The sequence below is a fragment of the Bradyrhizobium sp. AZCC 1678 genome (genome assembly GCF_036924765.1).
Lineage (GTDB): Bacteria > Pseudomonadota > Alphaproteobacteria > Rhizobiales > Xanthobacteraceae > Bradyrhizobium > Bradyrhizobium algeriense.
Genome location: NZ_JAZHSE010000001.1, coordinates 4288608 through 4303515 on the forward strand (window position 1 = coordinate 4288608; position 14908 = coordinate 4303515).

Consider the following 14908-nt stretch of genomic DNA (forward strand, 5'->3'; position numbering starts at 1 on the left):
CAGGGCTCTAGACGAATTTCAGTGCTCGTCGAGCGGGGGACTTGAGGGAGTGGCCGGTATTTCGAATGCGCCGAGGTGGAATTCCTCCGGCGCGTCGGGGGTCGACGGCAGGTTGACCAGCGTGAACGACGCCTCGGGGAATTGCCGCCAGATCGCGAGATCTTCGGCCGTGATAGTCAGCCAGCCGTACCGGAACATGTACCGTCCGGGCTCCGTGACGCGACCGGCTTTTTGCCATGTAACCTTGTTGACCACCGACTGCCCCTCGGCGCCCAGTTTCTCACAAAACCATATCACCACGATCCGCCGGCCTGAACCGGCGGATCGCATATGCGTCGTTTATCCGGTCACGATGGATCCGGCCCGAGGCGCCTCCGTCACCGCTTCCTTTGCCTTCGCCGACCGTTCGCCCTCGGTCACCGGCAATTGCAGCACGGTCGCGCGCTGGCCTTCGCAAAGCTGCGTCACCAGCACATGGCTTCCGTCAGGAAATTCGATCGCGTCATGATGGCGATCGGACACTTCGGGTTCAATCTGGTTGAACTTGCCGACCCGCCAGTCGGTGGTTCGCGTCCAGATCCATCGGTTGTCGTATCTGACGTCCTCGGTGAACGCCAGTTCGGTGCCGGGAAGCATGCAGACCGCCACTGCGGGCTCGCGTTCCGACGCAAAGCCGCGGGTCGATGTACCGCGGAATGTGGTGGTGATCAGCGTCTCGCCGACCTGGGCCGGTCGCGTTGCCACAGCATGCAGGCTATAGTCACACATCGGATGGCTCCCTCATTTGAGATAGCTGACCCGTGTCTTGAAGGAGGCACAGGCCTCTATCAGAGTAGACTTGGCGCAGAGCCTTTTCTTGTTTCTGGGCATTTCTGCGACGGACGCACTGCGCTTAAATCACAAACGCGATAACGCAGGTTAGTTCCCCACGCCCCACAAAAAACCTCGGCCGAAGGCCGGGGCCGTCGCAGTCGTGTCGGTAACCCGACCATTCAATACTTCCGGTACAGACCGATCAGCTTGCCCTGAATCCGGACCCGGTTCGGCGGCAGGATGCGCACTTCATAGGCGGCGTTGGCGGGCTCCAGCGCGATCGAGGCGCCACGGCGGCGGAAGCGTTTTAGCGTGGCTTCCTCCTCGTCGATCAGCGCCACCACGATGTCGCCGGTGTCGGCGGTTTCGTTGCGCTGGATCAGCGCCATGTCGCCATCGAGAATGCCGGCGTCCACCATGGAATCGCCGCGCACTTCGAGCGCGTAATGCTCGCCGGAGCCGAGCATGTCGGGCGGCACGCTGATGGTGTGGCTGCGGGTCTGCAGCGCCTCGATCGGCGTACCGGCGGCGATCCGGCCCATCACGGGCACGGCGACCGGGCGGTTGCCGTCGTCCTCGCTGGCCGGCGCGCTTACGGGGCGTTTGCCGAGCGTGCCTTCGATGACGCTCGGGCGTGAAGCCGCGGCGGCCGTTGCCGGCGGCAGCCAGCTCCGGCAGCTTGATGACTTCGATGGCGCGGGCGCGGTTGGGCAGGCGGCGGATGAAGCCGCGCTCCTCCAGCGCCGTAATGAGGCGATGAATTCCGGATTTCGAACGCAGGTCGAGCGCATCCTTCATCTCGTCGAAGGAGGGCGGTACGCCGGCTTCCTTCAGCCGTTCATTGATGAAACGCAGAAGTTCATACTGTTTGCGCGTAAGCATCGCGAGCATTCCCCCGGTTGGTACAGTCTTTCGGTCCCGAATCTCCAGGGTCCATCGCGGGAGTCCCCAAAACTCCCAACCATAGACACTAGCAGTCGAAACAAATCATGAACGGACACTATATGTTCGATATGTGTTCCGCAACCACTTAATTTCAGGTGAACGCATTGCGGCTTCGGCTGAAGACACCCCTAAAGCCACCGTTCAGGCGTCATTCCGGCAGCCGGAGCAGCTCGCAACGCGAACCCTTCGCGGCAGCCGGCGCGAACGGCGGACGTATCACAAGTGCCCGTGCCGCAGCGAGATTCCCTAATAGCGATGAGTCCTGGTGGTTGACCGGCACCGCGATCAGCGTGCCGTCTTCGCGCGCTTCGAGGCGGGCCCGAAGATAGTCTTCGCGCTGGTCGTTGGCGGCGAGATCGCGGCCCAGCAGGGCGCTTTCGCGCCGATGATGGACGGCGTCGCGGCCCGATAATGCACGAATCAACGGCACCAGAAACAGGAAGCCGCAGACATAGGAGGAGACGGGATTGCCGGGCAGGCCGATCACCCGCATCGTGCCCAGCCTGCCGTGCATCATCGGCTTGCCCGGCCGCATCGCGATGCGCCAGAACGTCATGGCCGTCCCCTCGGCCTCCAGCGACCGCTTGACGAGGTCGTGGTCGCCGACCGAGGCGCCGCCCATGGTGATCAGGATGTCCGCGTTTGCCTCGCGCGCACGGCGGATGCCTTGCGCGGTGGCATCGACCGTATCGGCGGCGATCCCGAGATCGACGACCTCGGCGCCCGCCGCCCGCGCCAGCGCTCGGATCCCGTAGCCGTTGGAATAGACGATCTGGCCGGGGCCGGGGGTAGCGCCCGGCATCACCAGCTCGTCGCCGGTGGCGAGCACAGCGACTTTTGGGCGGCGGTGCACCGCAAGCTCCGGATAGTTCATGCCGGCGGCGAGCGACAAATCGCGGTCGGTGAGGCGGCGTCCGCGCGTGAGCAGCACATCGCCCTCGCGAAAATCGACGCCGGCGGGGCGGATATGCCGCCCTCGAACGGCGGCTTCGGTGATGGCGATGTGATCGCCGTCGATGGCCGTGTCTTCCTGGATGATGACGGCATCAGCGCCGTCAGGGATCACGCCGCCGGTGAAGATCCTCATCGCTTCGCCTTGGCCTACCTTCCGCTCGAACGGGCGGCCGGCGGCAACCTCGCCGATCACCTTCAGCCGCACCGAAAGATCGGCGGCATCGGCTGCGCGCACCGCATAGCCGTCCATCGCCGACATCGCCTGCGGCGGCTGCGTCCGCCGTGCCGCGACGTCGCGCGCCAGCACGCGATGCCAGGCATCGTCGAGCGCCACCATTTCCTCGGGTAACGGTTCGGCGCCGGCAAGGATTGCGGCAAGCGCATCGGCGACAGGCATCAAGGCCACGGGCACTTCTCCTCGGGTGCAATCACGCCGTTCGGCTTGGCGACGAGATCGCGCGCTTTCATATCGGAGAGCGCGAGCGGAGGCAAAAATGCGGCGCGGCAGGCGCCCGATACCGCAGTTTTGGAATTTGTCCGCTGTCTGAACTTTATCCGGACCTCACCGGGATATGTTGCTGAACAGCAACATTATTCTGCAATCTCACCAGAGGTCAGGCAGGAATCGTTTCGATCCGCGCCAGCGATTTGTTCGCATCTGTGATTGGGGTAGGGTTCCATGAGGTAGAGGTGTGGGCGCCCAAAGTTTTGGCCAGCCACAGGCTGGCTCACACGAGCCGGTTTCGCGTGAATGCGGAGCGGACGATGACGGGGGCGATAGCGACGGCAACGGATTCGGCGTCCCCGTACGCTTCCGGTGTGCTTCTTCCATCCGACCGCCGGGCGAGCCTGCTGGCGAGCAGCATGCTCTGCGGCGGGACCTTGCGCAGCCTCGCGGCGGCGGCCGGGATGATGACCGCCCTCGGCGTCTCGCCGGCGTTCGCACAATGCTACTCCACCGCGACAGGGCTGGCGGGAAACTGCACGGCCGTGGTTCCGACCGGTATCGCCGCCACGGCGATCGGCTCCGGCGCCAACGCGAACGGACTCTTCGCTACCGCGTACGGGAACGCTGCGACCGCGAACGGCATCGCCGCGACGGCGACGGGTGGGAATGCCAACGCCAACGGCGATCACGCGACGGCGACCGGGCAGGACAGCATCGCGAATGGCGGTGGGGCTACCGTAACCGGTCAGAATGCCAATGCGACCGGCAACTTTGCGACCGCAACCGGTCAGAGTAGCCGTGCGACTGGCAATTTGGCGACGGCCACCGGCAACGGCAGCTTTGCGAACGGCGATTTCGCGGCCTCCACAGGTGCGTTCAGCCTTGCGAATGGCACCAACGCGACCGCAACAGGCACACAAAGCAGCGCCAACGGCGCCCTCGCCACCGCGACCGGCGCCGGCAGTGTTGCGAACGGCATCACCGCGACCGCGACCGGCATGGGCAGCTTTGCCAACGGCGAGCAAGCCTCCGCGACCGGCGTGAGCAGCCATGCCAACGGCTCTCAAACGACCGCGACCGGCTACGCCAGCACCGCGAACGGGGCTCAAGCCACCGCGACGGGGGTGTTCAGCACCGCCAGCGGCAACTTCGCGACGGCAACGGGCGCGGGCACTACCGCGACTGGTGATTTTGCCACTGCGACCGGCGGCTCCAGCACCGCGACCGGGGCCTTCGCCACCACGACGGGGGCCTTTAGCTCGGCCATTGGCGCGAACGCGACGGCGACTGGTACGAGTGCCGTCGCCAACGGCACCAACGCGACGGCGATCGGCCAAGTCAGCAAAGCGAATGGCGTCAGCGCGACCGCGACCGGCCGGGGCAGCACCGCCAACGGTGCCACCGCCAGCGCCTTCGGCGAAGGCAGCAACGCCACCGGCGCGGCCACCACCGCGATCGGCCAGGCCAGCGTCGCCAGCGCCACCGGTGCCACGGCGGTCGGCGCCAGTGCGCGGGCGACCGCGACCGGCGCGGTCGCCGTCGGCAACGCGGCCGCCGCCACCGGCGTTAATTCGATTGCGATCGGTAACGGCGCGACCGCCACCGGTTCGATCGCTGTCGGTGCCGGGGCGTTGGCTTCCAATGGCGGCGCCGCGTTCGGCGACGGCACGGTGGCGACCGGAACGAATTCGGCCGCTCTTGGCACCGGCGCCACGGCGACGTTCGCCAATTCGACCGCGATCGGCAGCGGCGCAACTGCAACAGCGGCGAACCAGGTCGCAATCGGCACGGCGACGAGCACCTATAAAATGACCGGCATCGCCTCGGCGGCGAGCCTTGCCGCACAATCCGGTCCGACCGCGTTCGTCACCAGCGACGCCAACGGCAATCTGGCGACCACCACCTTCAACCCGCAAAGCCTCACCTCGCTGCAGTCGCAGGTAACCTCACTGCAATCTCAGGTCACCGACAACCGGCTCGAGGCGCGTACCGGCACCGCACTGGCGCTCGCCGTCGGTGCGTCGCCGGCCCTGCAGGCCGGGCGTCGGTTTGGCATTTCGGCAAGCTACGGCAACTTCCAGGGCAGCAACGCCTTCGGCGTGGGAGCGACAGCGCTGCTGTATGACAACAAGAACTATGCGGTTGTCATTAACGCCGGTGCGGGCATTGGCATGGAGCGAAATGTGGTCGGCGTGCGCAGCGCGATCGGACTCCAGTGGTAGTTCGCTGGCGGGTTCTGATATTTGCGGCTGTGATGGCGGCAAGCACGTCCGGCGGGCATGCGCAGCAGGCGCCCGAGCAAGCGCCGAAACCCGCGCAGATCGATCGCAACGGCGTGATGATCCTGATCCGGTCGTCGCTGCTGGCGCTCGACCAGGCCAACAAGACCGGCAATTACACCGTGCTGCGCGACCTCGGCGCGCCCGGCTTCCAAACCAATACGGCGGCGCGGCTGGCCGAGATATTCGCCAAGCAGCGCAACGACAATCTCGATCTGTCTGGTGTCGCGGTGATTGATCCGCAGCTCAATCTGCTGCCGCAGATCGAAGCCAACGGGTTGATGCGTATGGCGGGCTTTTTTCCCTCGGTACCGAGCCAGGTCAATTTCGAACTGGCGTTCGCGCCGGTGAACGGGCAATGGCGACTGTTCGGCATCTCGGTGTCGATCGGACCGAGCGGGCCGGCCGCGCCCGAACCGCCCGCGCCGCCGGTTGCGCAAAAACAGCCGTCTGCAAACGCAGCCAAGCCAGCGGCTGCAAAGTCCGCGCCCGCGATCAAGCTCGCGCCGGCCGACAACCAGCCGCCGAAATAGACCGACCCGCAAGCCAACAAACGACGGAAAATGTTACCCGACGAAGCCCTGAAATCGATGAAGGTGATGTTCGCGACGCCGTGCTACATCTCGGCCGTCAGCATGCACTACGTCACCAGCATCTTCGAGCTCACCCATCATTGCAACCGGTTCGGGTTGCAATGCGTCCTGCACATGCATTCGGAAAGCCTGATCACCCGCGCGCGCAACAACATGGTGCGCAAGTTCCTGTCCGACGAGACGCTGACCCATCTGTTCTGGATCGATTCCGACATTACCTTCACGCCGCAATCGGTGTGCCGCCTCTTGCTGATCGACCGCGACGTCACCGCCGGTGTCTATCCGATGAAGAACTTCAACTGGCCTGAACAGGGCCTGCCGGCAGGCACGACGCGCCAGCAATTCGAGGATCGCTATACCGAATATCCGTTCAACCCGATCGGCCACGGCGCCGAGCGGGTCAGCACCTATGCCGACGCCGACGGCTTCGTCGAGGTCGCGGAGGCGCCGACCGGCTTCATGTGCATCAAGCGGGATGTCTTCTTGCAGATGATGGAGAAATACCCCGGTTTGAACTACGTTCCAGACGGCCCGCCGAACCCGCAGGCCCATCTGCACTGGCTGTTCTTCGACTGCATGGTCGATCCGGATTCCGGCCGCTATTTGTCCGAGGATTATGCGTTCTGCCGCCGCTGGCGCGACATCGGCGGCAAGATCTGGGTCGATCTGCAATGCAAGCTGATGCACCTCGGGCAGCACCATTTTCGTGGCGACCTCGCCGAGAGCTTGCGTCTTCAGGGCCGGTGGTAGACGGCCGCTAGATCCCGAGCACGGCGAGCGCCCTTGCCACGTCATCCGTCGATGTCACGTGGATGGCACAAAGGCCGCGCGCCCGCGCACCTTCGATATTGGCGGCCGAGTCGTCGAAGAACAGGATCCGCGACGCCGGCACACCGATCGCTTTTACCACATGATCATAGGCTTCCGCGTCGGGCTTGCGCAAACCGATGCTCGATGACAGGAATATCTCGCGGAAATGGCTGAGCACGCCGGCATAGGCTTCGGAAAAATGCGCGACATGGGCCGGATTGGTGTTGGAAAAGGCATAGAGCGGCAGGCGTTGTGCTGCGCCGGCCAGCAGCGGCGCAATTCCCGGCATCTCGCCGGTGAAGATCGCGTTCCAGCCTTCCAGGAACTGCGCGTCGGTGAGGCCGATGCCGAGCGACTGGCGCAGGCTCGCAAAGAACGCCGCGTCGTCGATCCGGCCGATCTCGTGATGCTTGAAATTGTCGTTGACGACAAAGCGCCTGGCGAGGTCGGCGGGCTCGCAGCCCGCGTGCCCTGCCCATTTCGCCATCACCTGATCGAAGCTGATGTCGAGCACGACACGGCCGAGGTCGAACAGCAACACGTCGACGGAGGAGGGCGCTGGCGGCAAATTCATGGCCATCGTTTACAAAAATGGTCAGCCATGGGCAACGGGCTGGACTGAATTCGGCCCGATCCGGCGTTTAAGCCGGTGCCGGAGCTGTGCTAAGCCTTGGCGCGAAAAAGGGAGTGCTGGTGGCATGAAAATCCTGGGCAGAATTTTGGGCGCTACATGTGTGATCGCCGCGCTGACCGGGCCCGTCTGGGCTCAGAATCCTATTCCCAGATACGGTGAGACCGACAAGGAAAAGTCGGCAACCGAAAAAGCGGCCGAAAGGGACGCCGAAAGGGCCTACAAGCGCTCGCTCGGCAATATCCCGGAGCAGAAGAGCACCGACCCCTGGGGAACCATGCGCAGCGACAGCGCGCCGCCGAAAGCGGCGGCCAAAGATACTGCCAAGGCGTCGCCGGCCAAGCCGAAAGCCAAATCTGCCGACGGCGCCGCAAAGTAGAAGACACTTCCCGGCGCCAGCACTTCCAGGTGCGATGCCGGGACAATGATGTCCGGGTGCGAGGAAACGACGGATGACGGAAACGCTGCTGTTTTCCCCGATGACGATCCGCGGCGTTACGCTGAAGAATCGCATCGTGGTGCCGCCGATGCATCAATATTCGGCCCAGAAGGGTTTTCCGACCGACTGGCACCTGATGAACGCCGGCAAATTCGCCGCCGGCGGCGCCGGCCTCGTGGTCGTGGAATCGACCAAGGTCGAGCGGCGCGGCTGTGGCACGGTCGGCGATCTCGGCATCTGGGACGACGGCTTTGTCGAACCGCTCGGCCGCCTCGTCAAATTCATCAGGCAGCAGAATTCGGTCGCCGGCATTCAGCTCGGCCATTCCGGCCGCAAGGCGCGCGCGACCCGGCCCTGGGAGGGCGATCGCCCGCTGCAGCGGACGCCCGAAATCGAGGATTGGGACGCCTGGCAGCCGGTGGCGCCGAGCGCCATCGCCCATAGCGAGAAATGGCCGGTGCCGAGGGCGCTGGCTCGGGGCGGGGTGAAAGACCTGGTGCAGGCCTGGGGCAGTGCTGCGCGGCGCGCGCACGAAGCGGGTTTTGACGTGCTGGAGCTGCACGGCGCGCACGGCTATCTCGTGCATCAGTTCCTGTCGGAGCGGTCGAACCAGCGCAGCGACGAATATGGCGGCTCCGAAGCCAATCGCATGCGTTTCATCACCGAAATCACCGAAGCGGTGCGTACGCATTGGCCGGACCACAAGCCGCTGTTCGTCCGCCTCTCGGTCGAGGACAATGCCGGATGGGGACCGGAGCAGAGCGCGCGGCTGGCAAAAATCCTCAAGGTGAAAGGCGTCGACGTCATCGACTGCTCGTCCGGCGGCATCACCGAGATGGCGCCGATCCTGGGCAAGGAAATCAAATACAGCTACCAAGTGCCGCTGTCTGAATATGTGAAACGCCATGCCGACATCATGACGATGGCGGTCGGCCTCATCATCCACGGCGACCAGGCCGAGCAGATCCTGCGCGAGCGCCAGGCTGATCTGATCGCGGTGGGGCGGGAAATCCTCAACAATCCCAATTGGCCGATGGACGCCGCGCTCAAGCTCGGCGTCGAGGGTCCGTTCCGCAACGTTCCGCCGCAGTTCGGCTACTGGCTGGGCACCCGCGCCAAGCGCGGTTTTGGAACCCGGCCCTCCACCTGGCAAAACGGGCTGCAGGAAGCCGATTAGGCGACCGAATCCGTAGCCCGCAGGGGGCCACCGGGTCGCGCGAATGCGCGCCCGACGACGAGCGCAATTGCGCTCTCGCAGTGATGACAGGATTCGCGATATGCGGGTATTGGAGGAAGTAAGAGAATCCCGGATGTCGGTAGATTAAACTTGGCTACGCGCCGATCCGCTTCTCGAAGAACACACTGCTCGCAATGGATTGCGGTGCCATCATTGCGTAGGCGCCGAACGCCGGACACTCCCGGAACCCCATTCGCACATAGAGCCGCATCGCCGCGATCTGCCGGTCTCCCGTCTCCAGACGCAACATGGAGATCCCGGCACGACGGACCTCCGCTTCGATGCGGGCCAGGATAGCGTCTGCAACTCCCTGTCCCCGTGCGGTGTGCCGCACGTACATGCGCTTGACCTCCGCGAAATCGGGAAAGAGGGAGACGCCGCCGCAGCCCACCGCCGCTCCGTGTAATCTTGCGAGGAAGAATCGGACGTGTGGTTGAAAGATCGCATCGAGCGTCAATCCATGCCGCTGCTCAGGCGAATACTCCGCAGAGAGCACGGCCTCCAACTCACCGACAAGTGAGCGCACCTCGTCGGTCGCGGTCAGCACAGGTTCGATCTGCACTTCATCTTTGTCGCCCATGGTTGCCCCCTTCGAACCCTGCGGAACCCGGCTCGGCCTATCCTACATTCGACAGGAAACTCAGCAAATTGTCGTCCACTCTCAATGAGAAAATGTTCCTTTTTTCAGGGTTTCAGATCATTTCGGAGCCGATAAGGCCTCGAAGGCCGTATCGCCCCGGGTCGGCGTGCCTTGATCCGACCAAAAAGCCATTGTGAGTTGGCGGTGCCGGGACAGGGGCGCCGATTCACGGGAATCGTGGGCGTCCGCACAAAAGAATAAGGGACGCCCTATAATGCGCAGGAATTTTGCCTTTCTTCTCGGCACGGTGACGGGCGCGTGTCTGACTCTTCTCGTGACGGGACCGCAGGGGGCCAGTCTGGTGGCGGCGGCAAAGGCCGCTGCCCGTTCCGACGCCTACACCCAGCTCAATTTGTTCGGCAACGTGTTCGAGCGGATCAAGACCAGCTACGTCGAGAAGCCCGACGATTCCAAGCTGATGGAAGGCGCCATCAACGGCATGATCTCCGCGCTCGATCCTCATTCGCGCTACATGAATGAGAAGGGCTGGAGCGACATGCAGGAGACCACCCATGGCGAGTTCGGCGGGCTCGGCATCGAGGTCACGATGGAAGACGGCCTCGTCAAGGTGGTGACGCCGATCGACGAGACTCCCGCGGCGAAGGCCGGCATTCTGTCGGGCGACGTGATCACCCAGATCGATGACGAGCAGATTCAGGGCATGACGCTGGAACAGGCGGTGAGCAGGATGAAGGGCCCCGCCAACAGCAAGATCCGGCTGAAGGTCGCGCGCAAGGGTTCCGCCGCGCCGATCGATATTGCCATCGTGCGCGAGATCATCCGGGTGCGGCCGGTCCGCTACAAGACCGACAGCGGCGATATCGGCTACATCAGGATCACCCGCTTCAACGAGCAGACCACCGACGGCCTGAAAAAGGCCATCGCAAGCATTTCGAAGGAGATCCCCGCCGACAAGCTTGCGGGCTATGTCATAGACCTCCGCAACAATCCCGGCGGATTGCTCGACCAAGCCGTTTCCGTGTCGAGCGCCTTCATGACAAGGGGCGAGGTGGTTTCGACGCGCGGCAGAACTTCGGAGGAAACCCAGCGCTTCACCGCGCGCGGCGGCGACATCACCAAGGGCAAGCCGCTGGTCGTGCTGATCAATGGCGGCTCGGCTTCCGCGTCCGAGATCGTGGCCGGCGCCTTGCGCGACCACAAGCGCGCCACCCTGATCGGCACGCGCACCTTCGGCAAGGGCTCGGTGCAGACCATCATCCCGCTCGGCGCCGGCAACGGCGCGCTGGCGCTGACCACAGCGCGCTACTTCACCCCCTCGGGCCGCTCGATCCAGGCCCAGGGCATCGCGCCCGACGTCGAAGTGCTGCAGGAGGTGCCGGATGAACTCAAGAACCGCTCCGAGCTAAAGGGCGAAGCCTCGATGCGCGGCCATCTTGCGGCAGATGGCGCCGAGCAGGCCGGCTCGCAAGCCTGGGTTCCGCCGAACGACAAGGACGACAAGGCGCTGAACGCCGCGTTCAACCTGCTGCGCGGGGTTACGGTGAACGCGAACGCGCCGGCTGCGGCGAAGCGGGCGGTGCCGAATTAGTCGCAGCCCGGCGCTAATAACGCTTTCGGAATTGCCTGCGTAGTCCGATGACAGGCTCCGCGATATCCGGGGCTCTGGTCTATCCTGCATGCCGCCGTGTTTATGCGGGCTACTGGCTTTCGTCTGCCCCGGCTACGACATCATGCCGATGCCCTTCGGCGGCACGCCTGAAGCCCCCGAACACAAAATCTCGAAAACAACCCCATGCAAAGTAGGATGGGTGTCCTTTTTTGAAACTCCGCCTCTGCCCCACCCGTAGCTCGCGTGCGAGATCGCTCACCAGGCCGGTTCCCGCCCCCTGCGCGTTCAAACGGAGTTGTCATGTCGAGAAATTGGACTTTGCTGATCCTGATCCTGTTCCTCGGTTCGAGCGGAACGCTGCAGGCAGAACCGCTCGATTCACCCGGCGTCGTGTATATCGACGGACAGCCGTGCAACCGCGCGTGCCAGTCCTACATGGACTGGTCTTACCGGGCATTGTCCGCCCGGCGCCACGAGGAACGCGATACCAGCGTCGCGGGACCGGATGAGGTGGAAATAGAACGGGTCGAACCGGCGGCTCGCCCGCGTTCGGCACGGCATGCCGCGCCGGTCGCCCGCAGTGTGCCGCACGCCGGCAAGGCGGCGTCGAATGGCAAGGCACCCGGCACAAAGGCGTCGAACAGCAAAAAGATCGCTGCACCCAACGCCGCGCCTCAAGCGGCGGGGAAGGAAATTCCGGCGGTCACGGCGGCTGTGACTACGCAAAAGGCCGCAGGCGAGACCGCCGCAGCCGTTCAAAAGCCGGAGCCCAAGGTCGAGGGCGCTGACCAGCCGGCGCAGACAGCCGTGATCGCCGCGCCGCAGCCCGACGAGGCTCCTGTGTCCAAGGCGGCCGCACCCGAGGTCAAGCCCGAGGCGAAGGCCGAGGTCGTGTTGCCGCCGCCGGCGACGCTCGATGTTGCCGCAGCGCCTGCTGCGCCGGCGCCCGCCATGGCGTCCAGCAAGGCCAGGGAGATTGGAAAGTCCGCATCCTCATCGCTCGATGATCCGGACAATCTGGTTGCGCTCGTACTGGCGCGCCCTGAGATCAATTCGTTGTCCGACCTGAACAACAAGACCATCGCGATCACCGAGAAGCAATCCGCCTCGAGCGGACGCGTCAGCGCCGCGCTGATGGCGGCCGGAGCCGCCGAAGTCCAGTTCAGCGAAGCAAAAGCCAGCGCGATCGACCGGCTGATCAGCGGCGAAGTCCCGGCCGCCGTCGTGCTTGCTACGCGCGAAGTGGCGAACCTGTTTCCCGAGGTCGAGGGGTTCCAGACGTTTCGGGTGCCGCTGAAGGCCCGGCTGTAGCGAGCAGAGCGCGGATGAGCGCAAGCGATATCCGCGGTCTTGGCTTATTCCTGCATATCGCAGCGCTCATTCGGGCTACTTGGTGTCACAAAAATTATCGTTTCTCACTCCAGGGGTGCAGTCCAGTCCAGTGCACTTAATTCGCAGATGTTACAAAGGCGCGACGCCGCAATTGAGTGGCTTGTTACCGCAATTCATCAAGTTATCGTGAGAGCCCCGGAAACGCACGCGTGGATATGATTAGCGCAGCGACGGCAAGGCAACGAATTGCATGTATGAGGGGTCAATGTCTGCACCCTGCAAGTTCGAGCTAAGTATCCTGAAGCACGATGAGAAAGCGCTGATGCAGACCTCTCATCACCCCGAAATTGGTGACGCGGATCGCGCGACACTTGAAAACCTGAAATCATCGCTCAGAAAACTCCGGGACAGAGAGCGCACGCTCGCCTTCCACCGGCGTCGGATCAGCAAAGGCCCCGCCGAGCCGCGAGGCCAAAGCGCTTCGGGGACTGCCGAGCATTCTCTCCATCGCAAGCAGGTCTTCGTGGCTGCCCTGAAGCGGGTCAACAAGGAGCTCGCGCGTCTGCAAAAATTTGAGGCGAGGAAGGAACTGGGAGAAGCGGCTCGGCGAGCGCTTTCTCTTCGTAGGGCACAGCAGTTCTCCCGTCCGACAAATGAGCCAACTTCCCATGAAGGCATGAAGGCATGAAGGCATGAAGGCGATTCCGAGTCGCCGGCGAAGTATCAAACTTCCGCGGTCAACAGTTGGGCGGGTGTCACAGGCGAACAAGAGAGCGCAGGCCGCAAGAGATTCCCGCCGCTAACGGAGCTTATCCATTTCGGCTGCACGGCAAATGAATTTTGCCGCAACCTGCTGACGGCGGTCTGATCGGGAAATCGGCTTCGTTGTATTCTCCGCCGATCTCGGCGGGTGTGAGGCGAGGTGAAATCAAACGGGCATCGGCGGCGCGACCGCTGTGAGCAAGCGTAGCCCGGATGAGCGAGAGCGATATCCGGGTTTCGGTTGTGCCGATCCCCGCATATTGCTTTGCTCATGCGGGCTACTTGCTAGTTCGATCAAGCAGCGAGCGCGATGCCCCGATCCTTCGACCGGCGATATGCCATCGCGCCAACGCCAGCGAAGCCGAGGATGATCATGGCCCAGGTCGATGGCTCGGGGACAGCAGCGGCAACCTCAACTGTGATAGGTGTCTGAAGGCCTGTGAAATTTCCCGATCCGGCAAATGTTATGCCTGTAATGAATGCGGTCGTGTTGTTCGGATCCAATCCAAGTAGCGGATCAATCCCTAGCACCGAAAATGCACCAACTCCTCCCAATGGAAAGAAGTATTCAACGCCTCCAAGGAGCGAAATATCAAACGTATTTCCGCCGAAGAGATAGTGCAGAGTGAAAGCGTCTGACTGTAGGGTCGGAAGAGTTACTGACGCGAAGTTAGGATCGCCTGAGCCAATTTGGAAGACGTAGCCGATGGCGATCTGTGGATCGAGATAATAGGTCTGCCCCGCTTGGACCGCCAAATTGAACTGGTAGCTGCCGTTATCCAATGTCACAGGCAGGTTGACTGCCGGCGATCCATTCGGCAGTGGGCTAAAATCGGAATAGATCCGAGAAGCAGAGGCGATATTGCTGTTCGTTAGGTTCGTACTCAGGCCATCACGCGTTTGCATGCTCAAAATTTCCAACGTGTATTGATGTCCTGGGGTTAAGCTGAGACCACCGGCAAGTTGATCGGGTATAGTGAAATTCGTTACGTTCGGCTGCAAATTCAGCGTGTAAACTAAGTCTTCGTTGCCAGCTGCGTTTGTGCGATTTTTGTCGTAAATGTTAACGCGATAACCATTGATGGTCGTAGCTGCTGGCGCCGCCCACGAAAACGTTGGATTGAGGCTCGAACCCGAGACTGTAACTGAACTTGCAAACGGAATCTGAGTTGCACTGGGAGCGAATGAAAGATTTCTTACGGTCGTGTCGGGACCATTGGTGAACTGTAATTGCCAACCACCACGAAGATTGGGATTGTCAACGATATAGCGACTGAACAGATTTGGCGTAGCGGTGTTGCCGGCAAATGTAATGTTTCGGGTAACGGTCTGGCCAGTAAGCAGGTTGGTTGTCACACCCTCGGCTGTCGTGCCGCTGTTTCCGTTAGGAGCGGCGTTTCCGCCGAAGCGAATGTAGTGCCCAGAGAGATCGTTGAGCGTGTTCGGCGAGACGTT

General features: G+C 62.9%; 13 protein-coding genes and 2 pseudogenes. 8 read left to right on the forward strand and 7 right to left on the reverse strand.

The genetic code is table 11. The features are described from left to right. Positions 1 to 18: 18 nt before the first annotated feature. The 4 genes and pseudogenes from V1294_RS20205 to V1294_RS20220 form a co-directional block, all read right to left on the reverse strand. Positions 19 to 198: a hypothetical protein gene (locus tag V1294_RS20205; RefSeq protein ID WP_244608325.1), complete on the reverse strand. Its 180-nt coding sequence runs from the start codon at positions 196 to 198 to the stop codon at positions 19 to 21. 141 nt (positions 199 to 339) lie between these two features. Then, entirely contained in the window at positions 340 to 768 is a 429-nt protein-coding gene (locus V1294_RS20210; RefSeq protein ID WP_108516112.1) for a hypothetical protein, read from the reverse strand. A 224-nt stretch (positions 769 to 992) separates the two neighbouring features. Beyond that, positions 993 to 1695 (reverse strand): annotated as a pseudogene (lexA, locus tag V1294_RS20215) (transcriptional repressor LexA). 211 nt (positions 1696 to 1906) lie between these two features. Further along, positions 1907 to 3118: a molybdopterin molybdotransferase MoeA gene (locus V1294_RS20220; RefSeq protein ID WP_334499588.1), complete on the reverse strand. Its 1212-nt coding sequence runs from the start codon at positions 3116 to 3118 to the stop codon at positions 1907 to 1909. 359 nt (positions 3119 to 3477) lie between these two features. On the opposite strand from V1294_RS20220, the gene V1294_RS20225 reads away from it, so the two are divergent. From V1294_RS20225 to V1294_RS20235, 3 genes are read left to right on the forward strand one after another with little or no spacing between them, the layout of a single operon-like run. Next, positions 3478 to 5382, forward strand: coding sequence for a YadA family autotransporter adhesin (locus V1294_RS20225; RefSeq protein WP_334499590.1), 1905 nt, complete (start codon positions 3478 to 3480; stop codon positions 5380 to 5382). 32 nt (positions 5383 to 5414) lie between these two features. Then, entirely contained in the window at positions 5415 to 5972 is a 558-nt protein-coding gene (locus V1294_RS20230; protein WP_334499592.1) for a hypothetical protein, read from the forward strand. A gap of 30 nt (positions 5973 to 6002) precedes the next feature. Next, on the forward strand, positions 6003 to 6782 hold the full coding sequence (locus V1294_RS20235) for a hypothetical protein (RefSeq protein ID WP_334499594.1): 780 nt from the start codon (positions 6003 to 6005) through the stop codon (positions 6780 to 6782). Positions 6783 to 6789: 7 nt separating this feature from the next. Here the strand turns inward: V1294_RS20235 and V1294_RS20240 are convergent, their stop codons facing one another. Continuing rightward, entirely contained in the window at positions 6790 to 7416 is a 627-nt protein-coding gene (locus V1294_RS20240; RefSeq protein WP_334499596.1) for an HAD family hydrolase, read from the reverse strand. On the opposite strand from V1294_RS20240, the gene V1294_RS20245 reads away from it, so the two are divergent. Further along, positions 7415 to 7852, forward strand: coding sequence for a hypothetical protein (locus V1294_RS20245; protein ID WP_334499598.1), 438 nt, complete (start codon positions 7415 to 7417; stop codon positions 7850 to 7852). The genes V1294_RS20240 and V1294_RS20245 overlap by 2 nt on opposite strands. A gap of 73 nt (positions 7853 to 7925) precedes the next feature. Further along, positions 7926 to 9089, forward strand: a complete 1164-nt coding sequence (locus V1294_RS20250; protein WP_334499600.1) for an NADH:flavin oxidoreductase/NADH oxidase — start codon at positions 7926 to 7928, stop codon at positions 9087 to 9089. A 154-nt stretch (positions 9090 to 9243) separates the two neighbouring features. On the opposite strand, the gene V1294_RS20255 is transcribed toward V1294_RS20250, so the two are convergent. After that, a complete protein-coding gene (locus V1294_RS20255; protein ID WP_334499602.1) occupies positions 9244 to 9729 on the reverse strand; it encodes a GNAT family N-acetyltransferase in 486 nt (161 codons plus the stop codon). Between the two features lie 274 nt (positions 9730 to 10003). Between V1294_RS20255 and V1294_RS20260 the strand changes: the two genes are divergently transcribed. The 3 genes from V1294_RS20260 to V1294_RS20270 all read left to right on the forward strand — a co-directional run bounded on the left by V1294_RS20260 (position 10004) and on the right by V1294_RS20270 (position 13379). Next, positions 10004 to 11338 (forward strand): S41 family peptidase, encoded by a 1335-nt coding sequence (locus tag V1294_RS20260; protein WP_334499604.1) that lies wholly within the window; start codon positions 10004 to 10006, stop codon positions 11336 to 11338. Between the two features lie 321 nt (positions 11339 to 11659). After that, positions 11660 to 12670, forward strand: a complete 1011-nt coding sequence (locus tag V1294_RS20265) for a hypothetical protein (RefSeq protein WP_334499606.1) — start codon at positions 11660 to 11662, stop codon at positions 12668 to 12670. A gap of 286 nt (positions 12671 to 12956) precedes the next feature. Continuing rightward, a complete protein-coding gene (locus tag V1294_RS20270; RefSeq protein WP_334499609.1) occupies positions 12957 to 13379 on the forward strand; it encodes a hypothetical protein in 423 nt (140 codons plus the stop codon). A 368-nt stretch (positions 13380 to 13747) separates the two neighbouring features. On the opposite strand, the pseudogene V1294_RS38040 reads toward V1294_RS20270, so the two are convergent. Continuing rightward, a pseudogene (locus V1294_RS38040) lies at positions 13748 to 13861 on the reverse strand (PEPxxWA-CTERM sorting domain-containing protein); the annotation flags it as partial. Positions 13862 to 14908 lie beyond the last annotated feature (1047 nt).